Source organism: Pedococcus sp. P2_F6, from assembly GCF_056403675.1.
Map to the genome: position 1 here is coordinate 446,783 of NZ_JBFUEZ010000001.1, position 16,183 is coordinate 462,965.

Annotated in this window: 16 protein-coding genes; 12 read left to right on the forward strand and 4 right to left on the reverse strand. The window is 69.5% G+C overall.

What is annotated here, in order from left to right; all coding sequences use genetic code 11:
* Positions 1-6: 6 nt before the first annotated feature.
* From AC1DWP_RS02095 to AC1DWP_RS02105, 3 genes are read right to left on the reverse strand one after another with little or no spacing between them, the layout of a single operon-like run.
* A complete protein-coding gene (locus tag AC1DWP_RS02095) occupies positions 7-1,089 on the reverse strand; it encodes an ABC transporter ATP-binding protein (RefSeq protein WP_477612790.1) in 1,083 nt (360 codons plus the stop codon).
* The gene (locus tag AC1DWP_RS02100) at positions 1,086-2,120 is read right to left on the reverse strand and encodes an ABC transporter ATP-binding protein (RefSeq protein ID WP_477612791.1); all 1,035 of its coding nucleotides are present in this window, start codon (positions 2,118-2,120) and stop codon (positions 1,086-1,088) included. The genes AC1DWP_RS02095 and AC1DWP_RS02100 overlap by 4 nt, the downstream gene beginning before the upstream one ends.
* Before the next feature lie 9 nt (positions 2,121-2,129).
* Positions 2,130-3,929, reverse strand: coding sequence for an ABC transporter substrate-binding protein (locus tag AC1DWP_RS02105; protein ID WP_477612792.1), 1,800 nt, complete (start codon positions 3,927-3,929; stop codon positions 2,130-2,132).
* 242 nt (positions 3,930-4,171) lie between these two features.
* On the opposite strand from AC1DWP_RS02105, the gene AC1DWP_RS02110 reads away from it, so the two are divergent.
* The 10 genes from AC1DWP_RS02110 (at position 4,172) to AC1DWP_RS02155 (ending at position 13,747) form a co-directional block, all read left to right on the forward strand.
* Entirely contained in the window at positions 4,172-4,855 is a 684-nt protein-coding gene (locus AC1DWP_RS02110) for a response regulator (protein WP_477612793.1), read from the forward strand.
* A gap of 30 nt (positions 4,856-4,885) precedes the next feature.
* Positions 4,886-6,244 carry an ATP-binding protein gene (locus AC1DWP_RS02115; RefSeq protein ID WP_477612794.1) on the forward strand — a complete coding sequence of 453 codons (1,359 nt, stop codon included), beginning with the start codon at positions 4,886-4,888 and terminating at the stop codon, positions 6,242-6,244.
* Positions 6,204-6,827 (forward strand): hypothetical protein, encoded by a 624-nt coding sequence (locus AC1DWP_RS02120; RefSeq protein WP_477612795.1) that lies wholly within the window; start codon positions 6,204-6,206, stop codon positions 6,825-6,827. Before AC1DWP_RS02115 ends, AC1DWP_RS02120 begins: the two co-directional genes overlap by 41 nt.
* A gap of 128 nt (positions 6,828-6,955) precedes the next feature.
* Positions 6,956-7,738, forward strand: a complete 783-nt coding sequence (locus tag AC1DWP_RS02125) for a DUF4184 family protein (RefSeq protein WP_477612796.1) — start codon at positions 6,956-6,958, stop codon at positions 7,736-7,738.
* Positions 7,739-7,796: 58 nt separating this feature from the next.
* The gene (locus AC1DWP_RS02130) at positions 7,797-8,261 is read left to right on the forward strand and encodes a PPOX class F420-dependent oxidoreductase (RefSeq protein WP_477612797.1); all 465 of its coding nucleotides are present in this window, start codon (positions 7,797-7,799) and stop codon (positions 8,259-8,261) included.
* 123 nt (positions 8,262-8,384) lie between these two features.
* Positions 8,385-8,741 carry a hypothetical protein gene (locus tag AC1DWP_RS02135; RefSeq protein WP_477612798.1) on the forward strand — a complete coding sequence of 119 codons (357 nt, stop codon included), beginning with the start codon at positions 8,385-8,387 and terminating at the stop codon, positions 8,739-8,741.
* Positions 8,742-8,773: 32 nt separating this feature from the next.
* Positions 8,774-9,964, forward strand: a complete 1,191-nt coding sequence (coaE, locus tag AC1DWP_RS02140; protein ID WP_477612799.1) for a dephospho-CoA kinase — start codon at positions 8,774-8,776, stop codon at positions 9,962-9,964.
* 58 nt (positions 9,965-10,022) lie between these two features.
* Complete coding sequence (gene uvrB / locus AC1DWP_RS02145) at positions 10,023-12,131, forward strand: excinuclease ABC subunit UvrB (protein ID WP_477612800.1); 2,109 nt, start codon at positions 10,023-10,025, stop codon at positions 12,129-12,131.
* Complete coding sequence (locus AC1DWP_RS02150; protein WP_477612801.1) at positions 12,128-12,472, forward strand: MmcQ/YjbR family DNA-binding protein; 345 nt, start codon at positions 12,128-12,130, stop codon at positions 12,470-12,472. Before uvrB ends, AC1DWP_RS02150 begins: the two co-directional genes overlap by 4 nt.
* Positions 12,473-12,742: 270 nt before the next feature.
* Positions 12,743-13,747: a TerC/Alx family metal homeostasis membrane protein gene (locus AC1DWP_RS02155; protein ID WP_477613417.1), complete on the forward strand. Its 1,005-nt coding sequence runs from the start codon at positions 12,743-12,745 to the stop codon at positions 13,745-13,747.
* Here the strand turns inward: AC1DWP_RS02155 and AC1DWP_RS02160 are convergent.
* Complete coding sequence (locus AC1DWP_RS02160) at positions 13,736-14,608, reverse strand: EamA family transporter (protein WP_477612802.1); 873 nt, start codon at positions 14,606-14,608, stop codon at positions 13,736-13,738. The two genes, AC1DWP_RS02155 and AC1DWP_RS02160, sit on opposite strands and share 12 nt — an antisense overlap.
* A gap of 232 nt (positions 14,609-14,840) precedes the next feature.
* Between AC1DWP_RS02160 and AC1DWP_RS02165 the strand changes: the two genes are divergently transcribed.
* Together AC1DWP_RS02165 and AC1DWP_RS02170 are read left to right on the forward strand one after the other, a co-directional pair.
* Entirely contained in the window at positions 14,841-15,473 is a 633-nt protein-coding gene (locus AC1DWP_RS02165; RefSeq protein WP_477612803.1) for a sensor histidine kinase, read from the forward strand.
* Positions 15,470-16,120 carry a response regulator gene (locus tag AC1DWP_RS02170; RefSeq protein WP_477612804.1) on the forward strand — a complete coding sequence of 217 codons (651 nt, stop codon included), beginning with the start codon at positions 15,470-15,472 and terminating at the stop codon, positions 16,118-16,120. The genes AC1DWP_RS02165 and AC1DWP_RS02170 overlap by 4 nt, the downstream gene beginning before the upstream one ends.
* Positions 16,121-16,183: the final 63 nt, after the last annotated feature.

The window sequence follows — 16,183 nt, forward strand, 5'->3', positions numbered from 1 at the left end:
GCCGACTCAGCCTCCTGTGGATGGTGCGACCCGATGGTGCGACGACGTGTCGATCTCGGTGTCCTCGACGCGGGGGGTGGCGAGTGAGAGGTCCTCGCCGACCTCCAGCGGGTGCAGGCACGCCGTCTGGTGCGCGGTGCCGTCACCGAGCACCGGAACCAGCGGAGGGTCGGTGACGGCGCAGTCCTCGCGAGCCTTGGGGCAACGGGTGTGGAACCGACAGCCCGAGGGCGGGTTCGTCGGAGTGGGCAGGTCCCCGACCAGCACGATGCGTTCGCGACTGTCCGCCACGTCGGGGTCGGCGTGCGGCAGGGCCGACAGGAGCGAGCGGGTGTAGGGATGGCGGGTGCGGTTGAACAGCTGCTCCGCGGGGGCGAGCTCGGCGATCTTGCCCAAGTGCATCACGGCGATCCGGTCGCTCACGTGCCTGATCACGGACAGGTCGTGCGAGATGAAGACGTAGGTGAGGCCGAAGTCGTCCTGGAGGTCGATCAGCAGGTTGATGATCTGCGCCTGGATCGACACGTCGAGAGCCGACACCGGCTCGTCGCAGATCACCAGCTTGGGCCGCAGGGCAAGCGCCCTCGCCACTCCGATGCGCTGGCGTTGCCCACCGGAGAACTCGGCCGGGAACCGGTTGTAGTGCTCAGGGTTGAGCCCGACGCGCTCCATGAGCTCTTGCACGTTGCGCTTGCGCTCGTCGGCAGACCCGATCCCATGGATGACGAACGGGTCACCGATGATCGACCCGACGCGACGGCGAGGGTTCAACGAGCCGTAGGGGTCCTGGAAGATCATCTGGATGTCCTGGCGCAGCGGGCGCATCTCCCGTCCCGAGAGCGAGGTGATGTCGCGGTCCTCGAACAGGACGGAGCCCGAGGTCAGGTCGTAGAGCCGAGCCAGGCACCGGGCCAGCGTCGACTTGCCGCACCCGGTCTCACCGACGAGTCCGAGGGTCTCCCCGCGCCGCACGTCCAGGGTGACGCCCGCGACCGCCTGCACCACGTCGTGCTGCCGCCGCCAGCCCGCCGATCGGACCGGGAAGGACTTCGTCACGTCCTGGGCCCGAAGGAGCACCTCGGACCTCATGGCCGGGCCCCCGTCGGAGCGGGCGAGACACCACCGGTGTCGAGGGGTCGGCTGGTACGGCGCCCCTGGGCGTCGTCCGGCAGCCAGCACGCCGACTGGTGCAGGGGATCGTCGTGAACCGTGTCGAGCGGTGGGGTGGCGCCCCAGCACCGCTCGAACGCATAGCGGCAGCGGGGGGCGAAGGGGCACCCCGCAGGGAGTCCGATGAGCGAGGGAGGTGCCCCCGAGATGGGGGTGAGCCTGGCCCCGGGACCGCCCTGTGACGGCAGCGACGCGAGGAGGCCCTCGGTGTAGGGGTGGTGGTTCCGGTAGAACAACGTCCGCCGCGGCGCGCGCTCCATGACCGACCCGGCATACATCACCACGACCTCGTCGGCCATCTCGGCGACCACGCCGAGGTCGTGGGTGATCAGGATGATCGCCGTTCCAAAGCGCTCCTGGAGACTGCGCATCACGTCGAGCACCTGAGCCTGGACGGTCACGTCCAGGGCGGTGGTCGGCTCGTCGGCGATGAGCAGCGCAGGGTCGAGGGCCATCGCCATGGCGATCATGACGCGCTGGCGCATCCCGCCGGAGAACTGGTGTGGGTAGTCGTGGATCCGACTGGAGGCACGGGGGATTCCGACGAGGGTCAGCAGCTCGGCCGCGCGTTGCTGGGCCGCCGACTTGGAGACCTGACGATGCGCGCGGATCATCTCCACGATCTGCCATCCCACGGTGTAGTAGGGGTGCAGGCTCGAGAGCGGGTCCTGGAAGATCATGCCGATCTGGTCGCCGCGGACCCGGCGGAGCACCTCCGGGTCGGCGCCGATCAGGTCGATGCCGTCGAACCGCGCCGACCCGCTGACCTGGGCGCCGCGGGTCAGTCCGGCGATGGTCTGCGTCGCGACGCTCTTGCCCGAGCCGGACTCTCCGACGATGGCGAGCGTGCTGCCACGTTCGACGTCGAAGGAGAGTCCGCGCACGGCCTGGACGACACCGTCGGCGGTGGTGAAGGCGACCTTCAGGTCACGAACCTCCAACAGTGCCATGGTGTTTGCCTACCCGCCCTGCTTGCCTGCGGTCAGCCAGACGTTCGCAGGGTCGAAGTTCTGGAAGGCCGGGATGTAGACGGCGTTCTGCACCTGGCTCGCCCGGTAGTTGGGGTTCAGGGAGTTGGTGATGGGGAAGAACACCGCGTCCTCCATGACCTGGTGGTCGGCCTTGGCCCACAGCTCCTTGGCCTCCTGCTCGGTCTTGGCGTTGGACGCCTGCACGATGAGGGCGTTGGTCGCCGGGCTGTTGTAGAACCCGAAGTTGCTGCCGATCGGCGGGTAGGCGGCCTGACCGAAGTAGAGCGGCTTGAAGAACGACAGGGCCGCGTTGCCGTACCAGTCCGCGCCCCAACCAGAGGGGGCGATGTCCCACACGCCGCGTTGCGCGACCGTCGGCACCTGGAGGTACTTGGTGTAGAAGTCCGCGTTCGGCGAGGGGACGCCGACGACCTTCACGCCGATCTTGGACAGGTCCTGCTGCACGGTCTGGAACGACTTGCTCTGCCCCTCGGACGCGTTGCGGTAGAGCATCTTGATGGTGAGCCCGTTGGGGTAGCCGGCCTGGGCCAGCATCGACTTCGCCTTGGCCGGATCGGTGGGGTAGAGGTCGAAGTCCTGCTCACCTCCGACGATGTTGGACGGGAGCACGTGGGTCAGCGGAGGGGCGATCTTGGGCCCACCGAGCACCTGGATGATGTTGGCCCGGTTCAGCCCGTAGGACAGCGCCTGCCGGACCTCCTTCTTCTGGAGCGCCTTGTTGTTGTTCGGCGACACCGTGTTGAAGACCAGGTACGGGTTGCTGGACGAGCCCTCGCCGAGGTTGAGGTTCGGGTCCTTCTTGGCGATGAGAGCGGGCAGCTGGGACGGCGGGACGAACGCGTCGAACTCGAGGTCCGCGCTGGGGGTGCCGGTCTGCAGCTGCTGCTGGATCGAGTCCTGGCTGACGGTCTCGTTGATCACGATCTTGTCGACGTATGCCTTGCGGATCGGGTCGGAGGCCGCGTCCCACGCCGTGTTGCGGCTGAACGTGATGTTCTTCGTGGCCGTGTAGGAGTCGATCTTGTACGGCCCGTCGGAGATCGTGTGGGCGGCCAGCTCCGGGCTCGCGGGCAGGTAGGCGTCCCACTCCTTGGGGGCCGGGGAGAACGCAGGAAGGGTCAGCATGTCGACGAAGTAGCTCGCCGGGTGGGTGAGGGTGAACACGACGGTCTCGTCGTCCTTCGCGGTCACGCCCGCCACCGGGGTCTTGTCGACGTATGCCGCGAGGGCAGCGGGCGTCTTGCCCACCTTCGCGAACCCGTCGCAGAACGACTGGAAGCCGACGATGAGGTCGGCGTAGTCGGGCAGGCCGCCGAAGGGCTGCACCGGGTTGCAGGTGCGCTTCACCCCGCGCACCATGTCCTGCGCCGTCACCTGACGGGCCGGGGTGGTGTTCCACTTGGCGCCCTGGCGGATGCTGATCGTGTAGGTCTTGCCGTCGGCACTGATGCCTTTGCCCTCGGTGGGGAGGGCGGTGGCCAGGTCGGGTGCCGCCTTGGTGACCTGACCCTCGATGGCCGGGTAGGTGAACAGCTGCCGGCTCCACAGCCTGAGCGCCATGTAGCCGGCCGAGTAGTAGCTGATGTTGGGATCCATGTAGTCGACGTCGCCGGCGCCGAGGATGTTGAGCGTCCCGCCCTTGGCGACGGCGCCGCTGGAGCTGGACGAGCCTGACGCGGTGCCGTTGTTGTTGGCGCAGGCCGCCAGTCCGAGACTCGCAGTGCAGACGGTTGCCACCGCTGCGAGCCGACGTGTCCTGGGGATCATCACATCCTCCTCGGATGGGTAGACGGATCCGGTTTGAAGGGGCATGGCCTGCCGGTCGCGCCGGACAGGTCGACTGCGAACCTAGGCACTCGGGAGGGTGCCCGGCGGGCCTTCGACTCGACCGTCACGGGACTGCAAGGGGCTCGTCATGGACCATGGCCCTTCATGACGATTACGTGACGGAACGCCATGTCCGAGAGGACTTCCGGACGGACCTCGTGAGCCGGTGTGATACTGGCGAGGTGACGCGACGCGTGTTGCTCGTGGAGGACGACGCCCGAGTTCGCCGCGTCCTGCGCCTCGCCCTGGAGGACGAGGGGTACCACGTCTCGGAGGCGGCGACGGGGGAGCAGGGTCTGGCCGACCTGCCGCGCGAGGAACCCGACGTCGTGCTCCTCGACGTGATGCTCCCGGACATGGATGGCTTCTCCGTGTGTCGCGAGATCCGGCACCGGAGCAACGTGCCGGTGATCATGGTGACCGCCCGCTCGGACAGCCACGACGTCGTGGCTGGGCTCGAGGCCGGTGCCGACGACTACGTCACGAAACCCCTTGTCGCCAAAGAGCTTTCAGCGAGGATCCGTGCCCTCCTCCGTCGGGTGGAGCCCGCGGTGGACCACCGCCCGCGCCGTCCAGTCCTGGGCGACCTGTCGATCGGGCTGGACGACGGCGTGGTGCTCCGCGACGGCGAGCCGGTCGCGTTGACCCGCACCGAGTTCCGCCTGCTCGCGGAGCTGGCCGTGGCCGAGGGCCGCATCCTCAGCCGCGAGGACCTGCTCGACAAGGTGTGGGGCTACGGCTACTTCGGCGACTCGCGGATCGTCGACGTCCACATTCGTCGGTTGAGGACGAAGGTCGAGCGCGACCCTGCGAGTCCCCGCCACGTGGTGACTGCCCGCGGCCTGGGCTACCGGCTGGCCGGTTAGGTGGGGCGCGGTCCGCGCACGTCGCGCCGGGTGCTTGCGACGCGACGGGTCGGGGTGCGTGGCCGCGTCACGCTCGGGTTCGGGGTGCTGGCCCTCGGTCTGTCTGCGCTCCTGTCCGGACTGGCCTGGACGCTGGTGACCCGCACCATGGTGTCGCAGACCGAGCAGACCGCACTGGTCGAGACGGCGCTGGATCGCGGCGAGGTGGAGAACGCGCTCTCGACCGGAGCCACCGGCCTCCCTGCCGTCCTGGAGGGAGTGCCGGGGACGGACTCCGCCGCGGTGCTCGCCCAGGTGGACGGGCGGTGGTACGCGACGTCCCCCAGCCTGGGCCCGGCGAGCCTGCCCGGCGGGCTCGTGACGATGGTGAGCGGCGGCCAGGGTGCGACCCAGCGCATCCGGGTGGACGGCACCCTGCACCTCGCGGTCGGGTTGCCGCTCTCGGGAGGGAGGGGTAGCTACTTCGAGGTCTACTCCCTCAGTGAGATGCAGCGCACGGCTCGCGTCCTGTCACTCGGCCTCGTGGCGGCGGCCATCGTCACCGTCCTCATGGGGCTGGGAGTGGGGCGGTTCGCCAGTCGGCTCGCGCTGCGCCCTCTCACCGAGCTGAACCGGGTGGCCGCGGACGTGGCAGCGGGCCGGCTCTCCACACGCCTGGATGCCGACGGCGACCCGGACCTCGAGGAGCTCGCCGGTTCGTTCAACCAGACCGTCGAGGACCTGCAGCGCCACGTCGTCGCCGATGCGCGGTTCGCCGTCGACGTGAGCCACGAGCTGCGCACGCCCATGACCACCATGCTCAACTCGATGCAGGTGATCCAGAACCGCCGGGACCAGCTTCCCGAGTCGGTCCGCGAGCCGGTCGAGCTGCTGGCGGACGAGCTGGAGCGGTTCCGCGCCCTGGTCGTCGACCTGCTCGAGATCTCGCGGCACGACGCGGGCGACCAGGTGGTCCGGGAGACCGTGCGGATGGGCGACCTCGTCCGCCGGGCCGCCGATGCGGCTGCAGGCCGGGAGGTCACGTCGGTCGACGAAGCCGTGGCCGGGCTGACGATGGACGTCGACAAGCGACGCCTCGAACGCGTCGTCGCCAACCTGGTCGGCAATGCGGAGACGCATGGAGGCGGGTGCACGGGGGTGCGCGTCGAGCGTGGGGCGCACGGGCTGCGTGTGGTCGTCGAGGATGCCGGGCCCGGAATCGCGCCCGAGCGGCGGTCGCGGGTGTTCGAGCGCTTCGCGCGCGGAGGCTCGAACGAGCGCACAGGAGTCGGGCTCGGGCTGGCGATCGTGCAACGGCACGTGGCGCTGCACGACGGTCAGGTGCTCGTCGAGGAGACCCCCGGGGGAGGTGCCCGCTTTGTCGTCGAGCTACCGACCGCCACCTCGTGACGGGGTATGCCGCGGTGTCATCCGCGGTGCCGCCGTCGCCTTCGCCGTCATGGTCACCTGCGGCCTTGGGCTGTCGGCGTGTTCGATCGGTACCCAGTCCGCCCCGGTGCCCGCTGTGGCCCCCACGGCCTCCGCATCCTCGTCCGGTCCGAGCCGTCAGGGTGTCCCACTGACCATCCAGGTCTACCTGGTGCAGGGGGACCGCCTGGCTCGGCTGACGCGAACCGTCCCCCCTGGCGCGGGGCTGGAGCCGTCCTTCGTGGGGTTGGCGACGCCCATCACCGCGACCATGTCGGCGGCGGGGATCCGCAGCGCGCTGCCCCTGGCCAGCACTCCGCTTCGCGGCACCGTGGAAGACGGGGTCGCACGGATCGAGCTGCCCACGGGGTTCGAGCGCATCTCCGTGCACGAGCAGTCGCTGGCCATGGCCCAGCTCGTGTTCACGGTGACGGCCAACAGCCTGGCGACAAGCGTCCAGCTGGTCCAGGGGGCCAGGGCCCTGCCCATGCCCGACCCGAGCGGACAGCTGGTCACGCGGCCCGTGACCCGAGTCGACTACGCCGCCTACAACCCGCCCGGCTGACGCCTGCCGACGACCGCGGACGCCTGCTGACGCCTGCCGACGACCGCGGACGACCGCCGCGATCTGACGAGGTGGGCTGGCCCGCGGCGGCGCGGCGGTGCAGTGGCCGGGGGGTTAGGGTTCCCCGCATGCCGTTCACGCTGAGCCACGTGGCGGCGGTGCTCCCCGTCGTCGGACGCAGGCACACCGCCCGGGTCGTCCCCGCCGCGTGGGTCATCGGGTCGATGGTGCCGGACATCCCGTGGTTCTTCACCGGCGGCAGAGGGGCTGCCTTCCTGCACTCGTGGCCGGGACTGGTCACGGCCGACCCCGTCCTCGGGCTGGCCCTCCTCACGCTGTGGCGGGGCGCGCTGTTCGCGCCGGTCCGAGACCTGCTTCCGCCGGTGGTCGGTCTTCGTCTCCCGACCCCCGAGCCGCTGAGGTCGACCCGATGGGGATGGGCGCTGCTCGGCATCGTCCTCGGAGCGACAACGCATCTGGTCTGGGACGACTTCACCCATGAAGGCCGGTGGGCGGTGGCCCGAATCGGCTGGCTGCACACCGAGCACGCCGGGCTCCTCGGGGCGCAGTGGGCGCAGCTGGCCAGCGGGCTGGTCGGGGGAGCCGTGCTCCTCGTGGTCTGCCTGAGGCTGCTCGTCGCTGCCACGCCGGGTGCCGACCGCGGCTGGGTGTCTCCGGCCCAGAGGCGGCAGGCAGCTGCGACCGTGGTGGCCGTGGCGGTGCTCGGGGCGGCCGGTGGCGCCTTCTCCGCGAGGGGCCTCGACGTCGAGGTCGCGCTGTTCCGGGCCGTCACGCGTGGTGGCGCCGCGGCGGCCGGTGTGTCGCTCCTGGTCTGCCTGGCCTGGTGGCTGCGGCGCCCGCGCCGTCCGGCGGGGGAACGGCTGGTGAGCTCGGCTGCGGCACGAAGGTGAGCACCCGGCATACCTGACTGGGGAGGCGCAACGTCTCACGGTGGGTAGCGTGCAGGTCATGGGACGCACCATTGCCACAAACACGACGGTCGACCGAGAGGGCCTGCTGGACTTCGTCCGGCCCCGACACCAGATGCTGGTCATCACCAGCCGGGCGGACGGGCGGCCCCAGGCCTCGCCCGTGACGGGTGGAGTCGACGACAGCGGACGCATCGTGATCTCCAGCTATCGCGATCGCGCCAAGACGGCCAACGCGCGCAAGCGCCCGGCCGTGAGTGTCGTCGTGCTGTCCGACGACTTCGGTGGGGCGTGGGTGCAGGTCGACGGCGACTGCGAGGTGCTCGACGCCCCCGACTCGGTCGAGCCCCTGGTGGAGTACTTCCGCAACATCTCCGGCGAGCACCCCGACTGGGCCGAGTACCGTCAGGCCATGGTCCACCAGGACAAGTCGATCCTGCGCATCACGCCGACTCGCTGGGGGCCCGTCGCGACCGGAGGCTTCCCCGCCCGCTTGGCCGACTGAGGGCCGCAGCTCGGACCGGAAGGTGCTCGGTCACGGTTGCGCGACGAAGCTCCCGAAAAGCCCGCGGAGCCTGACGAGGGGCCAGTACCGTTCTGGGCCATGGATGTGGGCAGGTTGCGGTCTGTGCTCGTGTGGTCAGGCAAGTTCGTCGTCGCGTTCGCCAGCGTGCCCAGCTGGGTGCTCAGTGCCTACTTCCTGCAGTGGTTCTGGCCGGGCGCCAAGCTGGGTCAGACCTGTGACCTGGTCCGTCAGCCCTGGTGCAGACCGGGCAACGGCATGCCTCAGTACATCATTGTGGCGGTCCTCGTCGGCGTGGCCAGCGTCCTCCTGCTGACCGCCGTCCTGAACGCCTTGACCGCACTCGGACCCCGCGGCAGCTGGTTCGCCGCCTGCGTCTGCGCCGTGCTGAGCGGCGCTGCTGTCACCGTCGTGCCGGCCCTGCTCGAGCCGCACGCTCCGCACTGGTGGTTCGCCGCCTGACGGCCCGGAGCCGTGCGGATAGGGTGGGTGACATGTTGCGCGTGGGCCTCACCGGAGGCATCGGGTCGGGGAAATCCACTGTGGCACAACGACTTTCGGAACTCGGCGCGGTCGTCATCGATGCTGACGTCCTCGCCCGCGAGGTGGTCGCGCCCGAGAGCTCGGGCCTCGAGGCCATTGTCGGCCGCTTCGGCGACGGTGTCCTCGATGACGCAGGTGCCCTCAACCGTCCCGCCCTCGGTGCCATCGTGTTCGCCGACGAGCAGGCACGACGCGACCTCGAGGGCATCACCCATCCCCTGATCGCGCGCCGGACGGCCGAGCTCGTGGCCGCCGCGCCGGAGGGTGCAGTGGTGGTCCATGACGTCCCGCTGCTCGTGGAGAAGGGCTACGGGCCCGGGTACCACCTCGTGGTGGTCACAGGGGCTGACATCCAGACCCGGGTCAAGCGGCTCATGCACACGCGAGGGATGACCGAGACCGAAGCCCGCAGCCGGATCGCGGCCCAGACCACCGACGAGGAGCGTCGCGCGGCGGCCGACGTCTGGCTCGACAACGACGGGCCCAGGGAGCACCTGATCACAGCGGTCGACGTGCTGTGGCACGAGCGCCTGGTGCCGTTCGAGGAGAACGTCCGCGGCGGCATACGCGCAGCGAGGGTCGAGAGGCTCGCGCTGGTAGCGAGCGATCCGACGTGGCCGACCCAGGCACGGCGGCTGCTCGCGCGGCTGCGGCTGGCGTTCGGTGATGCGCAGGTGACGATGGACCACATCGGCAGCACCGCCGTCCCGGGTCTCCTCGCCAAGGACGTCATCGACCTCCAGGTGGGCGTCCGGTCGCTCGACGACGCCGACGACCCGGACCTGGTGGACCGATTGACCAGGGCGGGATTCCCACGTCCTGACGGGGACTGGGCCGACAACGCCAAGGACGGCAGGAGCTGGCCCAAGCGGTTCCACGGCACTGCCGACCCGGGACGCATGGCCCACGTGCACGTGCGGGAGGTCGGGAGCCCGGGATGGCGGTGGGCACTGGTGTTCCGTGACTGGATGCGTGCCGTGCCCGAGGCGCGCGAGGAGTATGCCGCGGAGAAGCGCCGCCTCGCCGCCACCGGTCTGGGGACGAGCGAGTATGCCGCCGCGAAGGAGCCGTGGTTCGACTCCGTCCACGAGCGGGTCGAGGCCTGGGCGCGCGAGACCGGGTGGGAGCCCCCACGCGGCTGAGGGCGGGAGAGGGACCGCCGGACAGGGCACTGTCGGCGGGTCCGCCTACGCTGGACGCATGCGTCCCACGACTGACCTGCAGCGCACGGTCGCCCCGTTCGAGGTCGTCTCCGAGTTCTCGCCCGCGGGAGACCAGCCCACTGCCATTGCCGAGCTCACGACCCGGATCAGGGCGGGGGAGAAGAACACCGTCCTGCTCGGTGCCACCGGCACCGGCAAGTCGGCCACGACCGCCTGGCTGATCGAGCAGGTGCAGCGGCCGACCCTGGTGATGGCCCCCAACAAGACGCTGGCGGCGCAGCTCGCCAACGAGTTCCGCGAGCTGCTGCCCAACAACGCGGTCGAGTACTTCGTGTCCTACTACGACTACTACCAGCCCGAGGCCTACATCCCGCAGACGGACACCTACATCGAGAAGGACTCCTCGATCAACGACGAGGTCGAGCGGCTGCGGCACAGCGCGACGAACTCGCTCCTGACCCGTCGTGACGTCATCGTCGTCGCCTCGGTGTCCTGCATCTACGGCCTGGGCACACCACAGGAGTACGTCGACCGCATGGCCCGGCTGCGCGTCGGCCAGGAGGTCAACCGCGACGACCTGCTGCGACGCTTCGTCCAGATGCAGTACACCCGCAACGACCTGGCGTTCACCCGAGGGACCTTCCGGGTCCGTGGCGACACCGTCGAGATCATCCCCGTCTACGAGGAGCTCGCCGTCCGCATCGAGTTCTTCGGCGACGAGATCGAGCGCATCTACACGCTCCACCCGGTGAGCGGCGAGATCATGCGCGAGGAGCAGGAGATGTACGTCTTCCCGGCGACCCACTACGTCGCCGGGCCCGAGCGGATGGAGCGGGCGATCCGCGGCATCGAGCTCGAGCTCGCCGACCAGCTCGCGGCGTTCGAGAAGCAGGGCAAGCTGCTCGAGGCCCAGCGGCTGCGCATGCGGACCACCTATGACATCGAGATGATGCGCCAGGTCGGCTCGTGCTCGGGCATCGAGAACTACTCCATGCACATCGACGGTCGAGGTCGCGGGACGGCGCCCAACACCCTGCTCGACTACTTCCCCGAGGACTTCCTCCTCGTCATCGACGAGTCCCACGTCACCGTGCCTCAGATCGGTGCGATGTACGAAGGCGACATGTCGCGCAAGCGCCAGCTCGTCGACCACGGCTTCCGGCTCCCGTCCGCCATGGACAACCGTCCCTTGCGCTGGGAGGAGTTCCTCGGCCGGATCGACCAGACCGTCTACCTGTCCGCCACGCCGGGTCCCTACGAGCTGGCCCAGAGCGAGGGGATCGTCCAGCAGATCATCAGGCCGACCGGCCTGGTGGATCCCGAGGTCATCCTCAAGCCCACCAAGGGTCAGATCGACGACCTGCTCCACGAGATCGGCGAGCGCACCAAGGTCAACGAGCGCGTCCTCGTGACGACCCTGACCAAGAAGATGGCCGAGGACCTCACCGACTACCTCCTCGACAAGGGGGTTCGGGTCCGCTACCTGCACAGCGAGGTGGACACCCTGCGCCGCGTCGAGCTGCTCCGTGAGCTGCGGATGGGGGAGTACGACGTCCTCGTCGGGATCAACCTGCTGCGCGAGGGCCTTGACCTGCCGGAGGTGTCGTTGGTGAGCATCCTCGACGCCGACAAGGAGGGATTCCTGCGCTCGGCCAGGTCGCTCATCCAGACCATCGGGCGCGCCGCGCGCAACGTGTCCGGTCAGGTGCACATGTACGCCGACAAGATCACGCCGTCCATGCAGGAGGCCATCGAGGAGACGCAGCGCCGCCGCGAGATCCAGATCGCCTACAACCTCGAGGCCGGCGTCGACCCCCAGCCGCTGCGCAAGAAGATCGCCGACATCACCGACCTGCTCCAGCGCGAGGACGCCGACACCGAGGCCCTGATCGGCTCGGGACGCAGCCAGTCGCGGGGCAAGGGCGGCGGACGCGGAGGCCGCGGAGCGGTCCAGGCCGACGCGGGTGTGGCCACCGACCGGCTGCGCAACCTGCCCGCCAACGACCTGGCCAACCTCATCCAGGAGCTGTCCACCCAGATGCACCAAGCAGCGGCCGACCTGCACTTCGAGCTGGCCGCACGGCTGCGCGACGAGATCGGCGACCTGAAGAAGGAGCTGCGGCAGATGTCCGAGGCCACCAAGTGACGCCGGACCAGCTGCGCGAGCACTGCCTGGCCAAGCCCGGGGCGTGGGTGGACCAACCGTGGGAGGGCGACTTCGTCGCCAAGGTCGGCGACAAGATCTTCGCCTTCATGGGCGACGAGTCGGTCGGGCTCAAGTGCGGCGCGAACCGGACCGAGGCCGACGAGTGGGTCCTGCAGTACCCCGACGACGCCTCGGTGATGGCCTACATCGGCAGGTCCGGCTGGAACACGCTGCGCCTGGGTGGTGCGATCGCCGACGACGAGCTCCGTGAGGCCGTCGACGCGTCCTACGACACGATCGTCGCCAAGCTGCCCAAGTCACGACGGCCCCAGCAGGCCTGACCGCGCCCAGCCGATGGATGGGACGGCGGCGTCCCGAGTTGGGTTTGCGGGTCGGAGTCTGGGACACTGGCTCCAGATCATCGGAGGGGAGTATCCCCACGCGGTGTCCTCGTCATCACGGTCGCTCGTCGCACGGCTCACGCAGCCACGCGGCATACCGACCCGGGGAGCCGGTCCGCACCTGTCTGGGGCGGGAGAGACCTCCGGCCACCTCGTCGTGACCGGAAGGTTCCCACTGTGACCGCGTTCGTTGCCACCACTGCCACCCGGATGGAAGTCCCCACCTGGGTCTGGTACCTCACCGTCGGCCTGATGGCCGCCGTCCTCCTCTTCGACGTCTTCATCATCGCGCGGCGCCCGCACGTGCCGTCGACGAAGGAGGTCAGCGTCTCGCTGGTCTTCTACATCGGCGCAGCGGTGCTGTTCGGGCTGGGCGTGTGGTGGTTCACCCACGACCAGGCCGGCGCCAAGTTCATGACCGAGTACTACGCGGGCTGGCTGACCGAGTACTCGCTGTCCATCGACAACTTGTTCATCTTCCTGCTGATCATGGCCAGGTTCGGCGTCCCCGAGAAGCTCCAGCAGTCGGCCCTGCTCATCGGCATCATCATCGCCATCGTCCTGCGCGGGATCTTCATCGCCGCCGGTGCGGCCGCGATCGACCGGTTCTCCTGGGTCTTCTACATCTTCGGTGCCTTCCTCATCTACACCGCCGTCAAGCTCGCCAAGGAGGGCGAGACCGACGACGACGAGTACGAGGAGAACCGCTTCATGAAGTTCGTCGAGCGCCGCTTCCCGGCGACCGACCAGTACGCCGGCGCCAAGCTGTTCACCCGCATCGACGGCAGGAAGCTGGCCACCCCCATGTTCATCGTCATCATGGCGCTGGGCACCACGGACCTGCTGTTCGCACTCGACTCGATCCCGGCGATCTACGGCCTGACCAAGGAGCCCTACCTGGTCCTCACAGCCAACCTGTTCGCCCTGATGGGCCTGCGCCAGCTGTACTTCCTCATCGGTGGCCTGCTCAAGAAGCTCGTCTACCTCAGCCTGGGGCTCGCCGTCCTCCTGGCCTTCATCGGGCTCAAGCTCGTGCTGCACGCGCTGCACGAGAACGAGCTGCCCTTCATCAACGGAGGTGAGCACGTGACCGCCGCCCCGGACATCCCGATCTCGGTCTCGCTGGGTGCGATCGTCGTCATCCTCGGCGTCACGACCGTCGCGAGCCTGCGCAAGTCCCGCAAGGACGAGCGGGAGCGGCTCTCAGCCTCCTGACGCGGCAGGGTCCTTGCGCTGGCCGGCGCCCATGACCAGGGCGCTGGCCACGACCACGAGCGCCATTCCGGCCAGCTGCGGCTGGGTCAGCCGTTGTCCGAGGACGACCAGACCGGCAAGGGCGGCTGCGGCCGGCTCGAGGCTGAGCAGGATGCCGAAGACCCGCGGACTCAGGTGCCGCAGGGCGGCCAGCTCGAGCGAGTACGGCAGCACCGAGGACAGCACGGCGATGCCCAGCCCCTTGGCCACCGACTCGGGGGACCAGGAGGGCGCGCTCGCCACGCCGAACGGCAGCGTGACCACCAGTGCGACGGCCATGGCGAGGGCAAGCCCTTCGAGCTTGGGAAACTCCCGCCCCGCGCGACCACTGGCGAGGATGTATGCCGCCCAGCAGGCCCCCGCGAGGGCGGCCAGCCCCAGCCCGGTCCACTCCATGTCCGCGAGGGGGATGTCGAGGGCTTGGGAGATGAGCACCACGCCGACGGCGGCTGCGGCCACGGCGGCGAGGTCGCGCAGCCGTCGCGACAAGGCCGTCGCGAGGGCCAACGGGCCGAGGAACTCGACCGTCACCGCGACCCCGATGTGCAGGTGCGCGAGCGAGGAGTAGAACGCGAGGTTCATCAGGCCCAGGGCGAAGCCGAACGCCAGCACGGTCGACCACGCAGTGCGGCTGTGACCGCGGACGCGCGGACGCGCGATGGCCCAGAGGATGGCCGTGGCGAACAGGAGGCGGAGGGTGACCGAGCCTCCCGCACCGATCTCGGGGACCAGGGTGGCCGCCAGCGCGCCACCGAACTGCACCGAGACGATGGCGGCGAGGACGAGGAGCAACGGCCGAGCCGGGGTCCGTGTCGCCACCATGGTTGGCGACTCTAGTGAGGTGAGGAGGGGGCACCTCCACTCGACCGTCGCAGGGCACGGGACGCACTGCACGGCCAGAGCAGGCAACCGGCAAGTATTGGCGAGGTCACCTAGTCCCTAATGACTATTGCTGCCCGTCTTTTTGAACTCATACCGTTGACGAGTCGCGGAACCACAAGGAGACCTCACAGGGGGTGCTGGTCTCCGGTCTGCGGGGTTGTGAGGGACATACATGGCTGCTTTTCTTGAAGATCGCCAGCGCCCAGTCGCTGGCGGGGAGATCGACACCGTACGAGCGCTGCTGCACGACCTGCGTCAACCGTTGGCCGCGATCCTGCTCCTGGCAGGCACCGAGGGCGGGGACGTCGGTCGCAAGATGGACGGTATCGCCGGACAGGCGCGTTGGCTCGCCGAGCTGGTCGAGACGAGCCTCAGTGAGGCCGCGGCCGACGAGGTCACGAGCACCGACCTGGCGGCTGTCGCGACCCGGGCGGTGGCCCGGGCTCGCGCCACGGCGAGCTGCGAGATCACGATCGATGCGAGCGGAGCGCTCGAGGCGTGGGCTCGGCCGGTCGCCTTGAGCCGGGCGCTGGCCTGCGTGCTCGACAATGCAGTGCGTGCCGCTGGCGACGGGGGCCACGTTCACGTTGACGCCTACGCCGACCGCGATGGCGCTCACATCATGGTGACCGACGACGGCCCCGGCCTCGGCAAGGTGACCGCCCGCACGTCGCTGGGCCTGACCACCACCAGGGCGATGGTGGCCGCCTGTCACGGATCCTTCACGCTGCACGCGACGGACGGTGGTGGCACGGTGGGTGAGATCTGCCTCGCCCAGACCGAGCTCGGGCTGGTGGCGTCATGAGGATCGTCGTCTGTGACGACCACCTGCTGCTCCTTGAGGCGCTCGGTCTCGCACTGGGTGCCCGCGGACACGAGGTGGTCGCCCTGGCCGGCACGCCGGAGGAGGCGGTCAGCGCCGTGGCGATGCACCGTCCCGACGTGTGCCTGCTCGACGTCAACTTCCCCGGCGGGAGCTCGGTCTCCGCGATCCACGTGATCCGTGAGATCTCGCCCGAGACCAAGGTCGTGATGCTGTCGGCCGAGGCCGACCACTCGATCGTGGGCCGGGCCATCGCCGAAGGTGCGTCGGGCTACGTGGGCAAGGAGAAGCCCATCGTCGAGATCGTCGAGATGCTGGACCGCGCCGTCCGTGGCCAGCTCGCCGTCGAGCCGTCACTGCTGCAGCGGGCCCTGCGCCCGTCGAAGTCCACCGACGACCCGCTGTGGGCCCTGCAGTTCCTGACCGACCGCGAGTGGCAGGTCATGCGTTGCATCATGGACGGCCAGACCACCGAGGAGATGGCGACGTCCCTCGGCGTCCAGCGCAGCACGGCCCGCACCCACGTCCAGAACCTGCTCACCAAGCTGGGGGTCCACTCGAGGCTCCAGGCGGCGGCCCTGATGTCGGCGCACGGTTCCCAGGAGTCCTGGCCGGCCCACTTGCGCTGAGCGTCACCCGGGCCGTCGTCTCGACGGACGGCGTCGTGCGAACCGACGGCATCGTCCGGACGG

Excerpts from the sequence above, each read along its gene's own strand:
- AC1DWP_RS02095 (WP_477612790.1), bottom strand. The coding sequence starts at position 1,089 with ATGAGGTCCGAGGTGCTCCTTCGGGCCCAGGACGTGACGAAGTCCTTC.
- AC1DWP_RS02100 (WP_477612791.1), bottom strand. The coding sequence starts at position 2,120 with ATGGCACTGTTGGAGGTTCGTGACCTGAAGGTCGCCTTCACCACCGCC.
- AC1DWP_RS02105 (WP_477612792.1), bottom strand. The coding sequence starts at position 3,929 with ATGATCCCCAGGACACGTCGGCTCGCAGCGGTGGCAACCGTCTGCACT.
- AC1DWP_RS02125 (WP_477612796.1), top strand. The coding sequence starts at position 6,956 with ATGCCGTTCACGCTGAGCCACGTGGCGGCGGTGCTCCCCGTCGTCGGA.
- AC1DWP_RS02130 (WP_477612797.1), top strand. The coding sequence starts at position 7,797 with ATGGGACGCACCATTGCCACAAACACGACGGTCGACCGAGAGGGCCTG.
- coaE (WP_477612799.1), top strand. The coding sequence starts at position 8,774 with ATGTTGCGCGTGGGCCTCACCGGAGGCATCGGGTCGGGGAAATCCACT.
- uvrB (WP_477612800.1), top strand. The coding sequence starts at position 10,023 with ATGCGTCCCACGACTGACCTGCAGCGCACGGTCGCCCCGTTCGAGGTC.
- AC1DWP_RS02155 (WP_477613417.1), top strand. The coding sequence starts at position 12,743 with ATGGAAGTCCCCACCTGGGTCTGGTACCTCACCGTCGGCCTGATGGCC.
- AC1DWP_RS02160 (WP_477612802.1), bottom strand. The coding sequence starts at position 14,608 with ATGGTGGCGACACGGACCCCGGCTCGGCCGTTGCTCCTCGTCCTCGCC.
- AC1DWP_RS02165 (WP_477612803.1), top strand. The coding sequence starts at position 14,841 with ATGGCTGCTTTTCTTGAAGATCGCCAGCGCCCAGTCGCTGGCGGGGAG.
- AC1DWP_RS02170 (WP_477612804.1), top strand. The coding sequence starts at position 15,470 with ATGAGGATCGTCGTCTGTGACGACCACCTGCTGCTCCTTGAGGCGCTC.